Annotated in this window: 25 protein-coding genes and 1 pseudogene; 3 read left to right on the forward strand and 23 right to left on the reverse strand. The window is 43.8% G+C overall.

Going from position 1 to position 15437, the window contains the following annotated elements:
• Positions 1-6 precede the first annotated feature (6 nt).
• The 23 genes from EL144_RS01705 to EL144_RS01825 all read right to left on the reverse strand — a co-directional run bounded on the left by EL144_RS01705 (position 7) and on the right by EL144_RS01825 (position 12414).
• Positions 7-1569 carry a terminase large subunit domain-containing protein gene (locus EL144_RS01705; RefSeq protein WP_089503478.1) on the reverse strand — a complete coding sequence of 521 codons (1563 nt, stop codon included), beginning with the start codon at positions 1567-1569 and terminating at the stop codon, positions 7-9.
• Positions 1566-2135, reverse strand: coding sequence for a DUF3486 family protein (locus EL144_RS01710; protein ID WP_005705101.1), 570 nt, complete (start codon positions 2133-2135; stop codon positions 1566-1568). The genes EL144_RS01705 and EL144_RS01710 overlap by 4 nt, the downstream gene beginning before the upstream one ends.
• Before the next feature lie 22 nt (positions 2136-2157).
• Positions 2158-2457 carry a VpaChn25_0724 family phage protein gene (locus tag EL144_RS01715; RefSeq protein WP_005705099.1) on the reverse strand — a complete coding sequence of 100 codons (300 nt, stop codon included), beginning with the start codon at positions 2455-2457 and terminating at the stop codon, positions 2158-2160.
• A gap of 3 nt (positions 2458-2460) precedes the next feature.
• Positions 2461-2796 carry a DUF2730 domain-containing protein gene (locus EL144_RS01720; protein ID WP_005705098.1) on the reverse strand — a complete coding sequence of 112 codons (336 nt, stop codon included), beginning with the start codon at positions 2794-2796 and terminating at the stop codon, positions 2461-2463.
• On the reverse strand, positions 2793-3011 hold the full coding sequence (locus EL144_RS01725; RefSeq protein ID WP_005705097.1) for a TraR/DksA C4-type zinc finger protein: 219 nt from the start codon (positions 3009-3011) through the stop codon (positions 2793-2795). Before EL144_RS01725 ends, EL144_RS01720 begins: the two co-directional genes overlap by 4 nt.
• A 119-nt stretch (positions 3012-3130) precedes the next feature.
• Positions 3131-3415 carry a DUF2681 domain-containing protein gene (locus EL144_RS01735; RefSeq protein ID WP_005705096.1) on the reverse strand — a complete coding sequence of 95 codons (285 nt, stop codon included), beginning with the start codon at positions 3413-3415 and terminating at the stop codon, positions 3131-3133.
• Positions 3408-3641, reverse strand: a complete 234-nt coding sequence (locus tag EL144_RS01740; RefSeq protein ID WP_005705095.1) for a DUF2644 domain-containing protein — start codon at positions 3639-3641, stop codon at positions 3408-3410. The genes EL144_RS01735 and EL144_RS01740 overlap by 8 nt, the downstream gene beginning before the upstream one ends.
• A 236-nt stretch (positions 3642-3877) precedes the next feature.
• On the reverse strand, positions 3878-4423 hold the full coding sequence (locus EL144_RS01750; RefSeq protein WP_032995461.1) for an N-acetylmuramoyl-L-alanine amidase: 546 nt from the start codon (positions 4421-4423) through the stop codon (positions 3878-3880).
• A 78-nt stretch (positions 4424-4501) separates the two neighbouring features.
• On the reverse strand, positions 4502-4921 hold the full coding sequence (locus EL144_RS01755; protein WP_032995460.1) for a Mor transcription activator family protein: 420 nt from the start codon (positions 4919-4921) through the stop codon (positions 4502-4504).
• Positions 4918-5391: a gp16 family protein gene (locus tag EL144_RS01760; protein WP_005705090.1), complete on the reverse strand. Its 474-nt coding sequence runs from the start codon at positions 5389-5391 to the stop codon at positions 4918-4920. The genes EL144_RS01755 and EL144_RS01760 overlap by 4 nt, the downstream gene beginning before the upstream one ends.
• Positions 5375-5914: a hypothetical protein gene (locus EL144_RS01765; protein ID WP_005705089.1), complete on the reverse strand. Its 540-nt coding sequence runs from the start codon at positions 5912-5914 to the stop codon at positions 5375-5377. Before EL144_RS01765 ends, EL144_RS01760 begins: the two co-directional genes overlap by 17 nt.
• 115 nt (positions 5915-6029) lie before the next feature.
• Positions 6030-6524, reverse strand: a complete 495-nt coding sequence (locus EL144_RS01770; protein WP_005705088.1) for a DUF551 domain-containing protein — start codon at positions 6522-6524, stop codon at positions 6030-6032.
• 2 nt (positions 6525-6526) lie between these two features.
• Positions 6527-7087, reverse strand: coding sequence for a DUF5420 family protein (locus EL144_RS01775; RefSeq protein WP_032995459.1), 561 nt, complete (start codon positions 7085-7087; stop codon positions 6527-6529).
• A 2-nt stretch (positions 7088-7089) separates the two neighbouring features.
• Positions 7090-7368 (reverse strand): hypothetical protein, encoded by a 279-nt coding sequence (locus EL144_RS01780; RefSeq protein WP_005705085.1) that lies wholly within the window; start codon positions 7366-7368, stop codon positions 7090-7092.
• A gap of 2 nt (positions 7369-7370) precedes the next feature.
• On the reverse strand, positions 7371-7550 hold the full coding sequence (locus EL144_RS01785; RefSeq protein ID WP_005705084.1) for a hypothetical protein: 180 nt from the start codon (positions 7548-7550) through the stop codon (positions 7371-7373).
• Positions 7543-7734, reverse strand: coding sequence for a hypothetical protein (locus EL144_RS01790; RefSeq protein WP_032995457.1), 192 nt, complete (start codon positions 7732-7734; stop codon positions 7543-7545). The genes EL144_RS01785 and EL144_RS01790 overlap by 8 nt, the downstream gene beginning before the upstream one ends.
• Before the next feature lie 160 nt (positions 7735-7894).
• Positions 7895-8107 carry an ANR family transcriptional regulator gene (locus tag EL144_RS01795; RefSeq protein WP_005705082.1) on the reverse strand — a complete coding sequence of 71 codons (213 nt, stop codon included), beginning with the start codon at positions 8105-8107 and terminating at the stop codon, positions 7895-7897.
• A gap of 2 nt (positions 8108-8109) precedes the next feature.
• Entirely contained in the window at positions 8110-8310 is a 201-nt protein-coding gene (locus tag EL144_RS01800) for a hypothetical protein (protein WP_005705081.1), read from the reverse strand.
• 10 nt (positions 8311-8320) lie between these two features.
• A complete protein-coding gene (locus tag EL144_RS01805) occupies positions 8321-8944 on the reverse strand; it encodes a DUF3164 family protein (protein ID WP_005705080.1) in 624 nt (207 codons plus the stop codon).
• 15 nt (positions 8945-8959) lie between these two features.
• Positions 8960-9190, reverse strand: coding sequence for a hypothetical protein (locus tag EL144_RS01810; protein WP_005705079.1), 231 nt, complete (start codon positions 9188-9190; stop codon positions 8960-8962).
• Positions 9190-10107, reverse strand: a complete 918-nt coding sequence (locus EL144_RS01815; protein ID WP_005705078.1) for an AAA family ATPase — start codon at positions 10105-10107, stop codon at positions 9190-9192. Before EL144_RS01815 ends, EL144_RS01810 begins: the two co-directional genes overlap by 1 nt.
• A 34-nt stretch (positions 10108-10141) precedes the next feature.
• Positions 10142-12148 (reverse strand): transposase domain-containing protein, encoded by a 2007-nt coding sequence (locus EL144_RS01820; RefSeq protein ID WP_005705076.1) that lies wholly within the window; start codon positions 12146-12148, stop codon positions 10142-10144.
• Between the two features lie 14 nt (positions 12149-12162).
• Positions 12163-12414: a helix-turn-helix domain-containing protein gene (locus EL144_RS01825; RefSeq protein ID WP_005544208.1), complete on the reverse strand. Its 252-nt coding sequence runs from the start codon at positions 12412-12414 to the stop codon at positions 12163-12165.
• Positions 12415-12624: 210 nt separating this feature from the next.
• Between EL144_RS01825 and EL144_RS01830 the strand changes: the two genes are divergently transcribed.
• The 3 genes and pseudogenes from EL144_RS01830 (at position 12625) to cpxA (ending at position 15414) form a co-directional block, all read left to right on the forward strand.
• Positions 12625-13323, forward strand: a complete 699-nt coding sequence (locus EL144_RS01830) for an XRE family transcriptional regulator (protein WP_032995454.1) — start codon at positions 12625-12627, stop codon at positions 13321-13323.
• Between the two features lie 239 nt (positions 13324-13562).
• Positions 13563-13970, forward strand: a pseudogene (locus EL144_RS01835) (winged helix-turn-helix domain-containing protein); the annotation flags it as partial.
• A gap of 55 nt (positions 13971-14025) precedes the next feature.
• Positions 14026-15414 carry an envelope stress sensor histidine kinase CpxA gene (gene cpxA, locus EL144_RS01840; protein ID WP_005702064.1) on the forward strand — a complete coding sequence of 463 codons (1389 nt, stop codon included), beginning with the start codon at positions 14026-14028 and terminating at the stop codon, positions 15412-15414.
• The last annotated feature ends 23 nt before the right edge of the window (positions 15415-15437 follow it).

The following is a 15437-nucleotide window of genomic DNA, read 5'->3' on the forward strand; positions in this document are numbered from 1 at the left end:
TAATCCTTAAATATTATCCCAATCAGAGCCAAACTCGGCCTTAAGGTCTTCTTTTTCGCTGTTGGAGTATTCAAAATTTCGGCCGCCTGTCGCGCTTTGGTGTTTGGCGGGCAGTGGTGTAAACTCAATTTCTCCGCCCGTCATATAACTTGCTCGCACTGCCATACAATACGACACCGCGCTGTCTCCGTGGCGCTGTCCGCTTTTGCCTTGATTGCGGGCGCGGTCGATTTTCGGTACGCCATTAATCACCACAATGTGCCCTTGGTCTAAGATGATTTCTTCATCTTGCGGGATTTGGATCAGTCCGCTTTCATATAGCGCTTTATATTTTGGCATCCACTCGCGGTACCATTTATCATTTAACTGCACCGTCTCGACCATGCTTGCGCCATAACGCAATAGCACGGACTCCGCTAAATACCCCCCGTTTCCGGTGGCATCAAATGCCGCACCGATAAAACGTGGGATGTGTTTTAACACAAAAAATACGATTTGTTTTTGTTGCTCATAAGGGCAATTACGCACCTCAAGGGTGATATCCATGTGGCGTGCCGTAGTCGGTTGCACGGCACAAACGCTAAAAATACTCAAGTCGCCTTTACGCGCAAAGTCACACCCAAACGAGTGACGCATATCTTTATCTAGCGCGTCTAAGTGCGGTAAAACGTCTTTGATTAGCCATTCATTGACTAGCGTAATACGCTCCATCTCACTGTAGTCTATAAACTTGCTGTCGCATTCAAATGCAAGTTTGACCTTATCCGGATTCGCCGCGCGGTCAACTAGCGGACGAGGGATATAACCACCGGAGCTTCGTTTTGGTACGCAGTAGTATTCTTCCAGTGCGTCTTCTTCCGTGGAGGTGTCACGCAATAAACCGCGCTTCCAGGCATCTTCTTTTGCTGGTGACCATTCCTGTTTTGACACCTGGCAAATACGTTGGTAAAGCCCCTCTTTGCACGCGTCATCTAGTGTAATAGTGTGGATGGAGTAGCTTTTGCGACCCGCGCGGCTATCTTGGATTAATTGGTTAAACAGATTGTCCACGCCGTTATGAGTTGAGATTAACCGCACTTTTGCGCCCCACATGGTAAGCGCAAGAGCCGCCTTCAGAACTTCGGCTAGTTTTTCGTGAAATGCCGCTTCGTCAATACACACGACCCCTTGCATACCACGCAAGTTTTTAGGGTTGGATGAGAGTGCTTTAATCTTAAAGCCCGATGCAAAGTAGATGACGTAGGTTAAAATGTCCTTGTCTTCGTCATCAAAAATCTCTTCTTGGATTTGCCCGGCGGCTTGGTTAAAGTTTTCCGCCCACATGGCCGCCGCGTCAATAAACTCGCGTGCCATCTCTTTGTTGGAGCCGATATAAAAAACATCAGACCCGCTGTCTGATTTTGCTCTGCCCGCAATTAATACATCATCTGCCGCTTCCGCCCAGGTTAAACCTGTTCGACGGGACTTTTCGGCAATTTTTAAAGGGCTATCATCAGCAACCCAGCGCTTTTGATAGCCCAATAATAATTCTTTCGGATCAAACGGGATAAAATCCGGTAACTTCATCATGCAATCCCCAAAATTTTTGCTTTCAGGTGGTCAACGGTTTCTTGCGATAGTCCGGCTTGCGAAATCACTTTTTCCGCCGTTTCTGCGGCAAGTTGCGCCACCTCTTTGCGAATTTTGCGCTCCCGCTCCTCGTTGATAGCTTGTGCTTGCTCAATTCGGTTGGCTACTAAAGCAAGCTGATTAATGACTTTAGGGTCGACATCATCATCTTGACCTAACGCCATGGCCTTATCAAAGGCAATGGTCTTGACCGCCTCCATTAAGAGTTTGCCAACATCCGATTGCGGCGCTTCGCCGATTTGCTTCGTCCAGATTTCGGCCATCTCGCGGCTTTCGCGGATTTTTGCCCCCATCTTTTCCATCTTGCTGGCATAGCGGTTAAGCCCTGTTTTGCTCAAAAGTGCGGTTTCCGGCAAGCCACAATCGCGGATGAGATCGTTAATTTCTTCCAAAATTTCAGCCTGTGAAAACATCTTGTCGCGCAACATCATGGCAAGGCGGGTTTTGATGTCCGGTGGTAATAAATCAACTTTTGATGCGCGCCCGCGGGTGGTTTTATCACTCATTTAAAGCCCCTTTAAAGTCGGTTTAAAGGTGAGGTGACGGGCGTTTAACGCCGTCCACGATAACGCGCCCTTGTGCCACGTCTAACCCTCTTTGAGTGATGACGAGGACAAAAAACTCACCTTTGCCGGTGTCAATGCGCTTGATTTTGACTAAACCTTGTTCTTCGAGCCAAATCGCATGATTGCGCACCAAATCGCGGCTGATGTTGTGTCCGTAGGCGGTTAATACATCTTGTAAGATGGACTCGTTAGCGTCGTAGCCGTCTTCCGCAAGCGTGCGGAGCATGACAAGACGTTGGTCTTTAGTAAAAATATCGTGCATGATTTATTCCTTTCGGTTCAAAACTTTATCTTCCAGCAATAAGCCCGTTTGGCGGCTAATTGCGCTTAATGTGGCGTTAGTGGCCTTCGTTTCGCCTTCAATTTTTGTCATCAATTTTTCAAGTGATGCAAAATCTTTTGCAGTGGGTAACGCGTCCACTTTTAATTCCATTTTTGTCAACCGTTCATCGTTTTTTTCGATGCCATCTTGCAGCATGTAAATATCGCTTTTTTTGGCATATTTACTATCCATTTTGAGCCAAAAAAGGGTTCCTATAACGCCAAAAAGGGTGGCGATAATGCTCCAGTTTTTCTGGATAAAAGAGATAATTTCCATCATTTTTGTGATTCTTCGTGTTCTTGTTGACAACTTACACAACGCACACAGTGCGGCATGGCTTTAATGCGGGCTGGGGGGATAAGCGCACCGCAATCCATACAATACCGCGCCGTGTTCATGGCATTGGCAAATTGTTGCGCCGATGCCTGTTGTTTGCGCCAGTTATCCCACATTATTTCTTCCCTTTCTTGGGTTTTATCAACAATGTCATTCATTGGGTTGTGATTCCTTCTCGCAAATGGTGCGATAGGTTTTGTTATGGGCTAACACTTGGCGCAACGTGCCTAGCGTGTCCTTTTCCGAGGCTTTAATAATGGCAAAGCCTGCGCAACTATTATTCGGCGCGTAAGTCGTTGTTTTTGCGCAACTCGTCAACAACAGAGTCGCGACCAAGACCATGAGTTGTTTCATCATTTTTTTGCTTCACTTTGTAGTTTTTAACTTGTTTCTCAACGACCGCTTTTTCGGTCTTGAGCTGTTCGTTTTTGGTTGTTAATTCCGCGTTTGCACGAGACAGGCTCTCTGCGTGAGATTTAATTCTGCGGATTTTAAAATACACATAGCCGATGATGGCCAAGATAACGGCGCCAAGCGCGCCAATTAGGCTTAAATTAATCATAATTAGGGTCTCTGTGTCTGTTGCGATTTAATGCGTTAGCAAAGCCCTTGGTTGCTGCACCGCCTGCGCAAAAAATGGCAAAGTACATAAACATTTCCGGCACATAAGGACGGTCAACCCATGCGCAAAAGCAGAGGATAACGGCCATTAAAATCGCGCCGAAAAACTGGATAAATGCGGTTGTGGACAATCGGCCGTCCGCGTTAGTGTAAAGCTGTGAAAACATAATTATTGCCCCTGTATAAGCTCGCAACGGTAAAAATTAACGCCTATTTTGAATTTGCCGTAATCTTGGCAATCGGTAACAACATCAAAACTGACGCTAATCACAGTAAACATAATGCCAATTAGACATACTGCGACAATCAAAAATAAAATCGCTATGTCAGTCTTGTCATGCATAAACGATATAACAGCACCAAAACTGCAAACGGCAAATAAACAGATCGGAAGCCCCATCATTTACCCCTTATACAAATGGTCAAAGTTAATCATTTGCTCACTATCAAGCCATGCCCATACATCAAAACAAGGGCAATCTTTCAGCCACTCGTTCGGCGTAATCGTGCCGTCGCCGTTTAAATCAGGGCTTAAATCACGATGTCCACAAATGCGAGCACTGGGATGTTGACTTTCGAGTTTGCGTAAGAGTTTGTGCAGTGCAATCCACTGCGCCTCGGTGTATTCACCGTGGTTTTTGCCTCTTTTGGTGACGCCACCGACTAGGCAAATGCCGACGGAATGTTGGTTGTGGCCTTTTACATGCGCCCCGTCTTCACCAACTTGACGGCCTGTTTCCACGGTGCCGTCAGTATCAATCACAAAGTGGTAGCCGATAGAGGTTAAGTGCGGGTTAAATTGTTTGCATTTTGCGGCGTCACGTTTAAATCCGCGCGCTTTGTGCCACTCATCAATGCGTTGTGCGGCGGTTTGTGTGGCAGTGCGTAATTGATTGCCGTTTTGTGTGGCCGAGCAATGGATCACTATTTTGTGGATGGGTAAAGACATAAAAAAACTCCCTTTAATGTTTTAAAGGGAGTTTAAACAAAGTAAGGAGCTATTCGGGTTTATTGTCTATCACTAAATTTAGTAGGGTAATTCAGGCTGATAGCGTTTTTTGATGATGTTACGTTGTTTGCGGATAATAGCGTAAATATGCGGCTCAGACAAGCCGTAACGCTCACTTAATGCCCGCACATTACCGCCGTTAAAATCATTATAGATAGCATAGTCGCGGAGTGCTTCTTTTAGTCTGTCTGCGCGCGGCAGGTAGATAGCACGACCGCCGAGATAGTGCGATATGACAAGGATTATTTTTTCGATAGTCTTATCATCAAAGCTCTTTCCTTGTCGGCTAAATTCGGCTTTAATCAACTGCACTAATTTGACTAACACGCTTTCCCAAGACTTGGATAATTCATCATCCGGAATGTGATCTAACTTATCAAATAACTGCCCGACCATCTCGTGGTCATCTGCAAATAAATCGTGTTGTTCGTCTGTCATACTTGCGCTCTCCGTTGCCATTTTTTCAAAATCTCAAGTAGTTTTGTTGCTTCGTCGTCATCTAAACTTTGCACATTGAGCTTGATTAGCTGATTTGGTTGATTGTTTTTTGCTTTAAACAATGTATTGTGCATAAACCGATTTAACGCACGCTCCGAGCCGTCTTTAACAATGCCTGCTTTGTGCATTTGTATCCAAATTGCGCGGATTTTGTGAGTGATTCGGGATTTCACAATCGCATGTTCAGTTACCGGTGTTCTGCCTTTTCTGACTTGTGGTTTAAACCCCTTATCTTTCATGCTTTCGTACACTTTTAAAAGCTCCTCAATCGTCATTTTAGTGGTGCTTGTTTTGCCGGTTAGATTATCCAACAACACACGATAACTTAACTCATCCATATTTAACTTGCTTTTTGCAATATGGATCAGCTGGATAAGTTTAGGTTTAGTTAATTTAACGTCTAGTATCATTTTTCCATTCCAACCAAATTGTATATTCCGGCATATTCTTTACAAATTCCAATTGCCCAATAGCAGCATATTGCTCAATGTACTGTATTGCAGCCGTACGCTTGTCTTCTTCCAATTTTTCCGTATTTTCCACCGTACTTTTACCTTGCTCATTGCGCACCACAGCAAATAACGGTTTCGCCCCCTCATACACCTTTTTGAGATAATTGTGATTTGTTAACGCTACCACATTTCGGGTTTCACGGCGGTTTTTCATCACGCCACTGACAGTTTCGGTGAGCGCATGGGACAACAACGGACTCGGCTGATACATATCCAACACCTCTTGCATTAATTTTAATGCTCTTGAGTTAGATAATGCCGCTTTTCCCGGTCTAAATAGGGAAATATAACTCACCAACGCACGGGCATTGTCGCCGCGTAAATTGGTAATAATACCCAACATTTCACGCCCCGCGTCATCTTCTAATAGCACATCCAAGTGGATGTCACTATGGCAAACCGGGCAACGGCATAATTTCACTTTTAAAACTCCTTTAAACTAGGTTTAAAACACATTATTCAGCCCACTTCATCTAACTTATTCCCCTCTTTTGTAAAGAGGGGTTAGGGAAGATTTAATGGACTGTAAATGGGTTTTAGTCGATTGGTGGTTGTGGCAACGGTTTCCAATGTGTTACACCTTCAAACTCTACACCGTCAAAACTACAAAATCCCATACCATCTTCAAAGTAGCTGCCCGTTCTAATTAGCCACCCGGATTCGGATTCCGGTACCTTCATTGCAAATAAAACTTCACTCCAATCGCCTGGCAACCGTTCCGAACACTTAATCCAGCCATTTTGTGGATACTCAACAAGCACCGGAGGATTTTCAACCATGTGAATGAACTCATCGGCATAGAGTTCTTTTTCCTCTTCGGTGAGCGGTCTGGTCGGTAAATCAAATCCGCCTAACACAACCCCAAAACACCCCTCTTTTATAGCGTCTTCAAGGTCAGTATCAAATCCATCATTTGTGCCAAATTCAAATATCTGGTCGACACAGTCTTGTGCTTGTGATTTAGCTTCGTCTAATGTATCGTGCGTTGTGAACTCACGTTCTAACGCGTCATAAGCAAAATATTTGTTCATTTTTATTTTCCTTGTAACATCAAAAATTCACTTTGTTTGATTTCCGTTAAACACTCAGGGATTGCCGGAAAATCATCACCACCGAAGCCTTCTGATTTCACCGGTATTTTTGCGATAAAGTGATCGCTTGCCACACCACACACTGCGATATATGCCATGTTACTCGCAAACACCCAACAATTAAGCGCTAACTCGCTTATCATAAAATCATTAAAACTTGGATATTGATTTAATATATTTCTGAGTTCTTGGATTTTAGCGTTAAACGCCTTGCCGGCTTTGGTGCGATTGTTGCCGGTAATATTCACTTTCCCACCTTCAATCATTTCAAATTTATAGGTTTTATCCTCTTTAATTTTTTCAAATTCAGGATTGTTTTCGCTACATACAATGCCATAAATTCGACTTTCACTGCCGCGCCAAAACTCATAAAACGGGATAGTGTCAAAAATTACGTCTAATTCTTTGTTTCGTTGTTCGTGGTCGATATTCCATTGTTGATAAAGTGATTTAACCGGTTCAACATTTAATGCACATTTAAAATATCTAAATTCAGGTTTCATTTTTACCCCTTTCTCCATTCGCCCTTAGGCATTATTTCGGTTATGTCGGCGTCTGCCCATTTTAAAAATTTGGTTACGCTAATTTTCGGATAATGCCGTCCATCTTTTACTGACGGGCTGTCATATTGCAACCCCTGGACGAACCCTTCTTTGTTGTCATAAATCATCCCAACCCAAAGGATTTGTCTATCTCCCAATAAACGGGCGAATCCGTATGTTTGAGGGCGTTTCGCCGAATAAACATGCCCAACTTTTAGGTCTTCTGTTGTTAGCTCTGCCATACTCACTCCAACACCGGCGTAATCTTCCACGCCACACATTTCATTTCTCTGCTTGCTGCCTGTAATAGCTTCAAGCACGCTTTATCATCATCTTCCTGCCACATTTCCTTGGCCATTTCTAACTGCTCAATAATCTGTGCCAATTGGATAGTTACATGCGACTTTTTATCTTTGTCAATCATAGTATTCATCCCCTTTGGATGGCACAGGCTCAACCTCAATCACGTCATACACTTCGGTGATGATGTGCGCCATTTGGGTGAGGTCATTGTTATTCAAATCGCAAGCGTCCATCGCTTGTTGCATGTTTTCGGCTTCAATTGCAAATTCCACCGTGCAATCTAGCCTGACGAGATATTTAGCCATTATTCGCTCCTTAGTTGTTATTCTAAAACTCATTATTCAGCGCACTTAAACCGTGCTTAAATGCGCTGTAAATGGGCTTTATCGGCCTTTGCAAGCAAGCAAGATCACAATCAATGCAAAGCTAGCCCACCCCCATATACTCAGCAGTGTTATTAAGCGTTCATCCATCTTGCTTTACCTCCGTTTGTTTCTTGCGTTTTAATCTTGGGTGCCAGTGTTCGCAAAATTCACCGCGCGTAATTGCCCAATCTTGATTAACCGTTTTTTTGGCGATATCTGCCGCCTTAAACCAAAGCGTCGCGGCATAACTCAAATCCCCCGCACGTTCCACTTCAACGGCCAGCTCGGATAAGTCCTTGTAGGTCATTTCCATGATTAATCCCGTCTAATTGAGTTTAATATTCGGGTGTAATCTGCTGCGGTGACTCTATCCGCCGTCACAGTTGACCCGTTGACAAAGTTAAATGTCAGTTTTACGGTCCCATCTTCGTTTTTATCCGCTTTAATGATGGTTACTTGGTCTAAATTAATTAGGTCCGGATATTCTTTTCTTCCTGTTAATCCTAAGTAGTTCATTTTGCGCTCCTTAAATGCTTGCTAAATCAAGACTAATTGGTTCGTATTTGTCGGTGTCGCCGACGCGTTTATAAACTCGGATATAGCTTTTTGAGCCAACCACCTGCACGCTGTCGGAGATAGCGTCCATCGCGCATTTCCAGCGTGGGTCTTGGATGTCCACGCGGCGTAGGGCTAAAATCTTGTTTGAGTTAAGATTGCCTTCCTTATCCACGTCAAACGCGCGGTCAATAATGGTTTTAAGCTCAGGGCGACTGCCTTCTGTCCAGTCTTGCAAACAGGCGTCAATTAATGCTTTAGCCGCTTGGATGCGTTCATCAAATTGCAATGATTCGGCGATAGCGCGTTGCACTTTGTATTCACCGTCAAAGCTATAAAGTGTGACGTTGCCTTTTTTACCGCCTAAATTTGCGCCATACTGCGCAGCGGAAAGTTCGACAAAGGCGGCGATGTCGCCAAACACTTCACTTTTAAAGTCTTTCATGACTTGGTTAGTCGCTACGGCCTTGCGCACAATTTCAAGCACCAACTCATCTCGCACTTTGTCGATTTCTTTAATTGATGCCTCAGGGATAAGCGCGCCGCGTGCGTCTTTGCGATAGCCTTCGGGGATTGTTACTTTTTGAGTTTCCATTTGTTTTTCCTTTTTTTACGGGTTACTAAAATCAGTGTTTGGGTAGTGTTTGGCGAGCCATGCACGCACTTCTTTTTCGGCTTCGGCCGTCAATGGCGGTGGCATATCGCCAAATTCTTCGCGCCATTCTGCATTTGCCGCTTGTTGCCAACACAACTCATCGCTATCAGCACATTTCAGCGTTTCCGCTTGGGCGACACCGCTCAAAAGTGCGGTCAAAATCAAAGCCGTTTTTAAGGTTTTCATCAGTTGCCCCCGGTCATTTGTTTTTGTGCGATTAAAATCAGGTCTAATGTAATTGCGGTGCCCTGTGCTTTGGCGGTGATAGCGGCAAGTTTTAAATACTGCGTCAACGCGCGTAAACCGCCTGCCTTGGTGCCGATACTATTAAGTACGGTCATCAAATCTTTATCGTCAGTATCCAAACCCCAAGCACCTGCAATCGCTTTAATATCGGCCTTACTGCTCCCCTTGATAGGCGTATGCTTACCAATACGGCTCCAAAGGCGCGCATATTCGTGCGCTTGGTTCACCCCGCCTTGGATGCGGTTGTAAACCTTGTCGTTACCGATTAGGGCAAAGCCGACTTCGACTTCTTCTTGGATAATGCGGATTTCTTCAAGAGCGTCATAAGGCAAGTGGTCGCTTTCATCGATAATCACCAAACCTTTTGATTTTTGTAGCTTTTTAACAATTAAACGGCTTAGGCGGTCTTTACGGCGTGGCGCATCATTAATGCCAAGCTCTAATGCCAATTCATACAAAATACTGCTTAACGTGGCGCGTGCCGGGCTTGCGGTAATCATCCACACGTTGGTGTTGTGTTGTTGATAGGCTTGGCAGGCTTTCGTTTTGCCTACGCCACTGGCGCCGTAAATGGTCACCATCGTTGGCAAAATGCGCGCCATATCAAGCACACCAAACACCGTTTTAGCAGTCGGGATTTCGATAAAACTTGGCGCTTCAACAAACACCTGCACTTTACGTTCGTTTAAGGCCATCCAGTTTTTAATGGGTTCTTCCACTGTTTCTACATTGCCGGTGTATTTTTCGTTTAGCCATGCACTCAATGCCCCGCCGTTTACGCCCGTTTCGCGCGCTAACTTGGCTTGCGTGAGCTTGCCTTGTTTGATTAATAAGCTAATTTGCTCTCTTAATGTCATTTTTTTCGCTCCTTAAAGGTGGTTTAAACTGGCTTTAAAGCCCTTTTTCTTCTTTCAACATGGCGATGCCTTTCATCAGCCATTGTTCGGCTTCGTCTTCTTGTTCATCCTCCGGCACGACTTCCACTTTGCGTAATGCGGTGCCTTCTTTAATGACTTGCCACATTTGGGCTTCCGCCTCTTGGTTTTCTTCAAACTCCACCGGTGGCATATAGGCGGCTGCCTCTTGGATTGCCATATCCTGTGCCGCTTTCGCCGCTTTTTGGGTGTGGCGTACAAATTCGCGCTCTTTGCGAGAGTGGTCTTGTGCCGCACTTGTGTCGCCAAAGGCGGCATCCACCGTACAGTGCGCCTCGGCTAAATAACTTCCATCCAAGCTGTACACCCAAACCGCATCGTGCAAATTGTTCGGGTCGTAACGCACCACCACTTTCTTGTGGCTTGTACCAATCAACTCGTAAGCCTCGTATCGGTTGCGTAATCCTTGCACTTCGCCACCGGCTTTTAACGTAAAGGTGCCGTTGTCTTTTAGCGTGACTTCTTCGTGTAATGTGAGTAAGTAGCGCAGTTGTTCAGGCGTTGCCCAACGTTTCTCGGCAACCGCATAATCCCGTTCAAATGCTTGATTAAAACTCAGTTTGCCTTGGCAAATTTCAGTGGCGCGGTCTTGGCGTTCGTTAAACATCTGTATGCCTTCTTCGAGGGCTAAAATAAAACTCTCATAGTCCACGCCCGCCTTGTTGCCTTGGTAGTTATCAGGCTTGTCTAATGCGTTGTCACCTGCGTGGTAGCCGGCAAGTAAAGGGTGCTTATCCACAAGCTCACCCAAGCCACCGTGCGAAAATGCACGCTCAATCGGCTTGGCTTGCCCCCGTCCTCGGCCGTAGCGCACCGTTGTCCAGTGCAGTTGGATGCCAAGCGCCGGAATAATCCCTTGCACCTCATCTTCCCGCACTTTAAAGCGGTAACGGTTTTTCACCCCGCCTGTCATTTTCTTATTGGCTGCCGCTTTGGTGTTGTCGATGGTTAAGTGTTTCGGGATACCGTACTTATTCACGACATCAAGCAACGCCAAGCGGATCATGTTGGTGTTTTCCGACTCATCGCACCGATACGCCAAGATTTTGCGGGTGCGCACATCCTGCCAAAGCCACGTTTTAGGGCGGATAATGTGGCCGTTATGCCATCTCACCCAAACGTTATGCTTATAACCGTCCCCGTTGACCCATTCCATTGCTTCAATGCCGGCAACGGTACGAATGAGCGATGGATACATGCGGCTCAACGCATAAGTGCCATCTCTTAAATAGGTTTGGTGGGTTTTTGGGATTTCGCGCAAGATTTTGCGCTTAATACTAGAGGGGCTTGGGATAACCCAACCGTTCGCACTTGCCGCACGTTTCAAGCGTTCATAACAAGATCCAAACTGAGGGCGCTCATTACGGAAATAGTCGGCGCGGAAAAATGCCCAGGCTTCAGAGGTAAAAGCGGCCTCGCGGCTTTCGCTGTGCGCACCGTAGCTATCCATTAAAAGCGGTAGCCACAAACTACGATCAGCGTCTTTAACTTGATACCACCAAGACTTAAGTGCACTCACCGTGACCGATTTCTCGCCATCTTGGTTGTGTTTATGGCATACCAATGCCAACGCATCCAAAATCTTCACGCCACCGTTGACCAATTCGGCCACCGCAAACATAATGCCAAGCTTCATTTGCGCTTTTTGTTGTTGCTTTGCCGTGCCTTGTTCATAGGTCGCCCACAACAACTGCGCATCAACAGGCGCACTTTCCTCGGCTAAAACTGGGAGATTTTTCACCGCACTTTTGCCAAGTTTCACCACGATTTCGGCTTGCACGTCTTCCGGCATGGATTTCACGGCATATTCAACACCACCGCCTTTACCAACTCTTTTTTGAGTTGCCCAGCAATTCTTTTTAGCTTGGTAAAGTATTCCTTGCACCGAATTAGGCAAAGTTGCTAAACTTAAACCAACTAATTCTTTTGCTGAGTAGTGTGTTTTTAAGTTGTTTACGCTCATAAATAACCTCAAAACTATCTGTCAGCATATTTTTTAAGGTTGCGTTGCTCATAGCGAGATGCCCAAATCACTTCGGCAGGTACGCCAATCGCTTCAGCAATAATGCGTTCACCTTTCAACCATGGACGGTCTAACGCATTTTTTAACGTGCTTCCGTTGCTGTAACCGTGTTTCAACGATAACTGGCGCAACGACCAACCTTTTTTTGCTAATGCAGCTTTGATGTCTTCTCTATGCCAATCAATAGCTGTTTTTTTAGTTTCCATTTATGTCCTCATTAGATAACTTCACTCGTTAATCTAATGAGGATAATAAACCATAAAAACAACTCAATCAACTTTAAAAAAGTCATTTTAAAGTTAATTGATTAAAAATTAAGCGTTGTTTTAAGGGTTGTTTATTGTATCTCTTTGAAATCAATAACTTTTAATTCAACTTTAAAAACATTAAAGAAAATACAAGGATTTTTTAAAGTTATGCGTGTTAAGTTTAAAAACAACTCATCAATAGGAAGTCGAATTAGAGAGTTAAGAGAGCAGAAAAAAATCTCCAGAAATGCCATGGCAGAGAATTTGGGGCTTTCGTTATCTGCCTTGCAGAATTGGGAAACAAGTCAAACTGAGCCTATAGCTTCAATGATTATTACCCTTGCGGAAGAATTAGGGGTTGAGCCTAGTTATTTACTAACTGGCGAGAAGAACGGGGATGTTGATAGTCCTCCGATTAAACGCGCACAAAAGCACGAAATAAGCGGAGTTTCAATGATTGACTGCTTTTGTTCGGTAAACGTGTCGGCAGGCTTTGGCAGCTTTAACGAGGGCGTAACCGCGCCCGACGGGCAAGTGCCATATTCGGACAGCCTGTTGCAAAAGCTCGGCATTAAACCAACGCACGCCGCCGTATTTTGGGCAGATGGCACATCCATGCGCCCAACCATTGATGACGGCGATCAGATGTTGGTTGACCTCTCTAAAAAAGAGATCAAGGGCGATAAAATCTATTTAGTGCAAAACGGCGAAAGCGTGTGGGTTAAGCGTGTAAAACTCAACTGGAACGGCATAGAGCTCATTTCAGACAACAAAGAAGAGTACGCCCCGATAACGCTAACCAAAGAGGAAGCGGACAATTTAGAGATAATCGGACAAGTTGCCTACATCGGCAAAAGCGTAATTTAAACGGTCTTTAAACGTTTTTTAAACGCCTTTTTGTTTTTCTACAATTAAGTGGCTAAAACCGCCCTTTTTAGATTTTAGCCACTTTTTTTCTAAAACCAACTTTAACGACAAAACCACCCAACAAAAAAGGCCAAAATTTCTTTCAGCCCTTTATTTCATTGATTCTTTCCCGCTTAATTCCGTTTAATTCAATTTAAGTCCTAACCTGTTATCAATTTCTAATATTAAGTGGTTGGGTACACTTGCAAAAACCATTTAACGACCGTGAATTAGTCGCCCGTATTAAAGCAATTCTAAGACGTACTGCACAAGCCAATAGCGTCAAAGATCCTGCTGATTTGGATAAAGTTGAGTTTGCCGGCATTTTGCTTTATCCAGGACGCCAACAAGCCTTATTTGGCTCAAAGGATCTTGAATTAACCGGCACAGAATTTACCTTATTACTCAAACTCATTATGAACCCAGGTCTAATTCTTACCCGTGAAGAATTAAGCCAAGAAGTTCTAGGCAAACCACTGACTCCGTTTGATCGAGCGATTGATATGCATATGTCAAACCTACGGAAGAAATTACCTAATCGTCCTGATGACTTACCATGGTTTAAAACGCTCCGTGGTCGAGGCTATCTATTAATTGCCGAAAAATAATCAACTAACTAAAGGCTATTCCATTTCCATATAGCCTTTTTTATCTCTAAGAATCATGTTCAGAAAAGAATTTATTTTTAACTCATTAACCATCCGAATATTTACCTTCTTCTGGTTAACATTCTCTATTTTATTAATATTTATTTTCCTGTTGCCCTATTTTGACGCACATATTTATTCCAATCTAAAAGAATACGAAGTTGCAAAATATCAAAAAGAAATCACCACCTCTATCCGTAATAATCAAATTTCACGTATTTTGGCCGGTGTGCCTGTATTTCCAAATGATCGATTTAGCGCACATCCGGTTTTAATTGCACCAAGCGGACAAATTCTAGGCGCTTTACCAGAAGAAGAAAAATCGTTACGCCAGTTTATATTTAATAATGCAGTATTAGAACAACCGTTGAAAAAAATCTATTCCAATATTCAAATTGTTGGACCATTTTCACTTTATTTAAATCCGGAACATAACCAATCCTATAGTTTATACTTTGTTAATCAAATTAATGCCCAGAAAGAAATCTTAAATTATATTTTTGATCGTCCATTTTTCCTGATTGTATTGGTCATTCTAATTTCTACACCATTGCTTTGGTGGCTGTCACGCAGTATCGGACAACCAATCCACAATCTGCAACTAGCCGCAAATGCCGTTGCTATCGGAAACTTGAGAATTAATAAAGATCTTGAAACAAAAGGATTGTTAGAACTCCGCCAAGTAGGACAAAGTTTTAACCGAATGATGCAGTCTCTCGAAGAAGTGTTATTAAACCAACAATCGTTATTATCCTCTATTTCTCACGAACTTAGAACACCACTCACCCGCTTACAGTTAGCCACGGCACTGCTACGCCGTAAATTAGGCGACAGTAGTGAAATCCAACGAATTGATACGGAAGCACAACGTCTAGATAAAATGATCAATGACTTATTGCAACTTTCCCGTCAGCAATTACACAGTCATTTAGAAAAAAACATTTTCCCAATTCCAACATTATGGGCAGAAGTCTTAAATGATGCGGAATTTGAAGCCGCACAACGACATATTAAATTTACCGTTGTTCAGTCTATTGTCCATCCAGAAACATATTACCTAAATGGTAATCACGGCTTATTGGCAAGTGCAGTGGAAAATCTCATTAGAAATGCGTTGAAGTACACAAAATCAGCCATTGTTATGTACATTTATATTTATGAAAATGATCTCTTCATACGTATTGAAGACAACGGAGAAGGTTTACCACAAGAAGAATACGAAAAAATTTTTAAACCATTTTATCGTGTTGATGAAGCTCGAACTAGAAAAACAGGCGGTGCAGGGCTGGGTTTATCTATTGTAGCCAACACAGCTAAAGACCATCACGGCGCAGTATGGGCAAGAAAAAGTGGCTTAGGTGGATTAGCCGTGACTTTACGCCTACCGCTTTGGATTGCCAAATAATTTCTATTACAAAACAAAGAACT

This window comes from Aggregatibacter aphrophilus ATCC 33389 (assembly GCF_900636915.1).
GTDB classification, from domain to species: Bacteria; Pseudomonadota; Gammaproteobacteria; order Enterobacterales; family Pasteurellaceae; genus Aggregatibacter; species Aggregatibacter aphrophilus.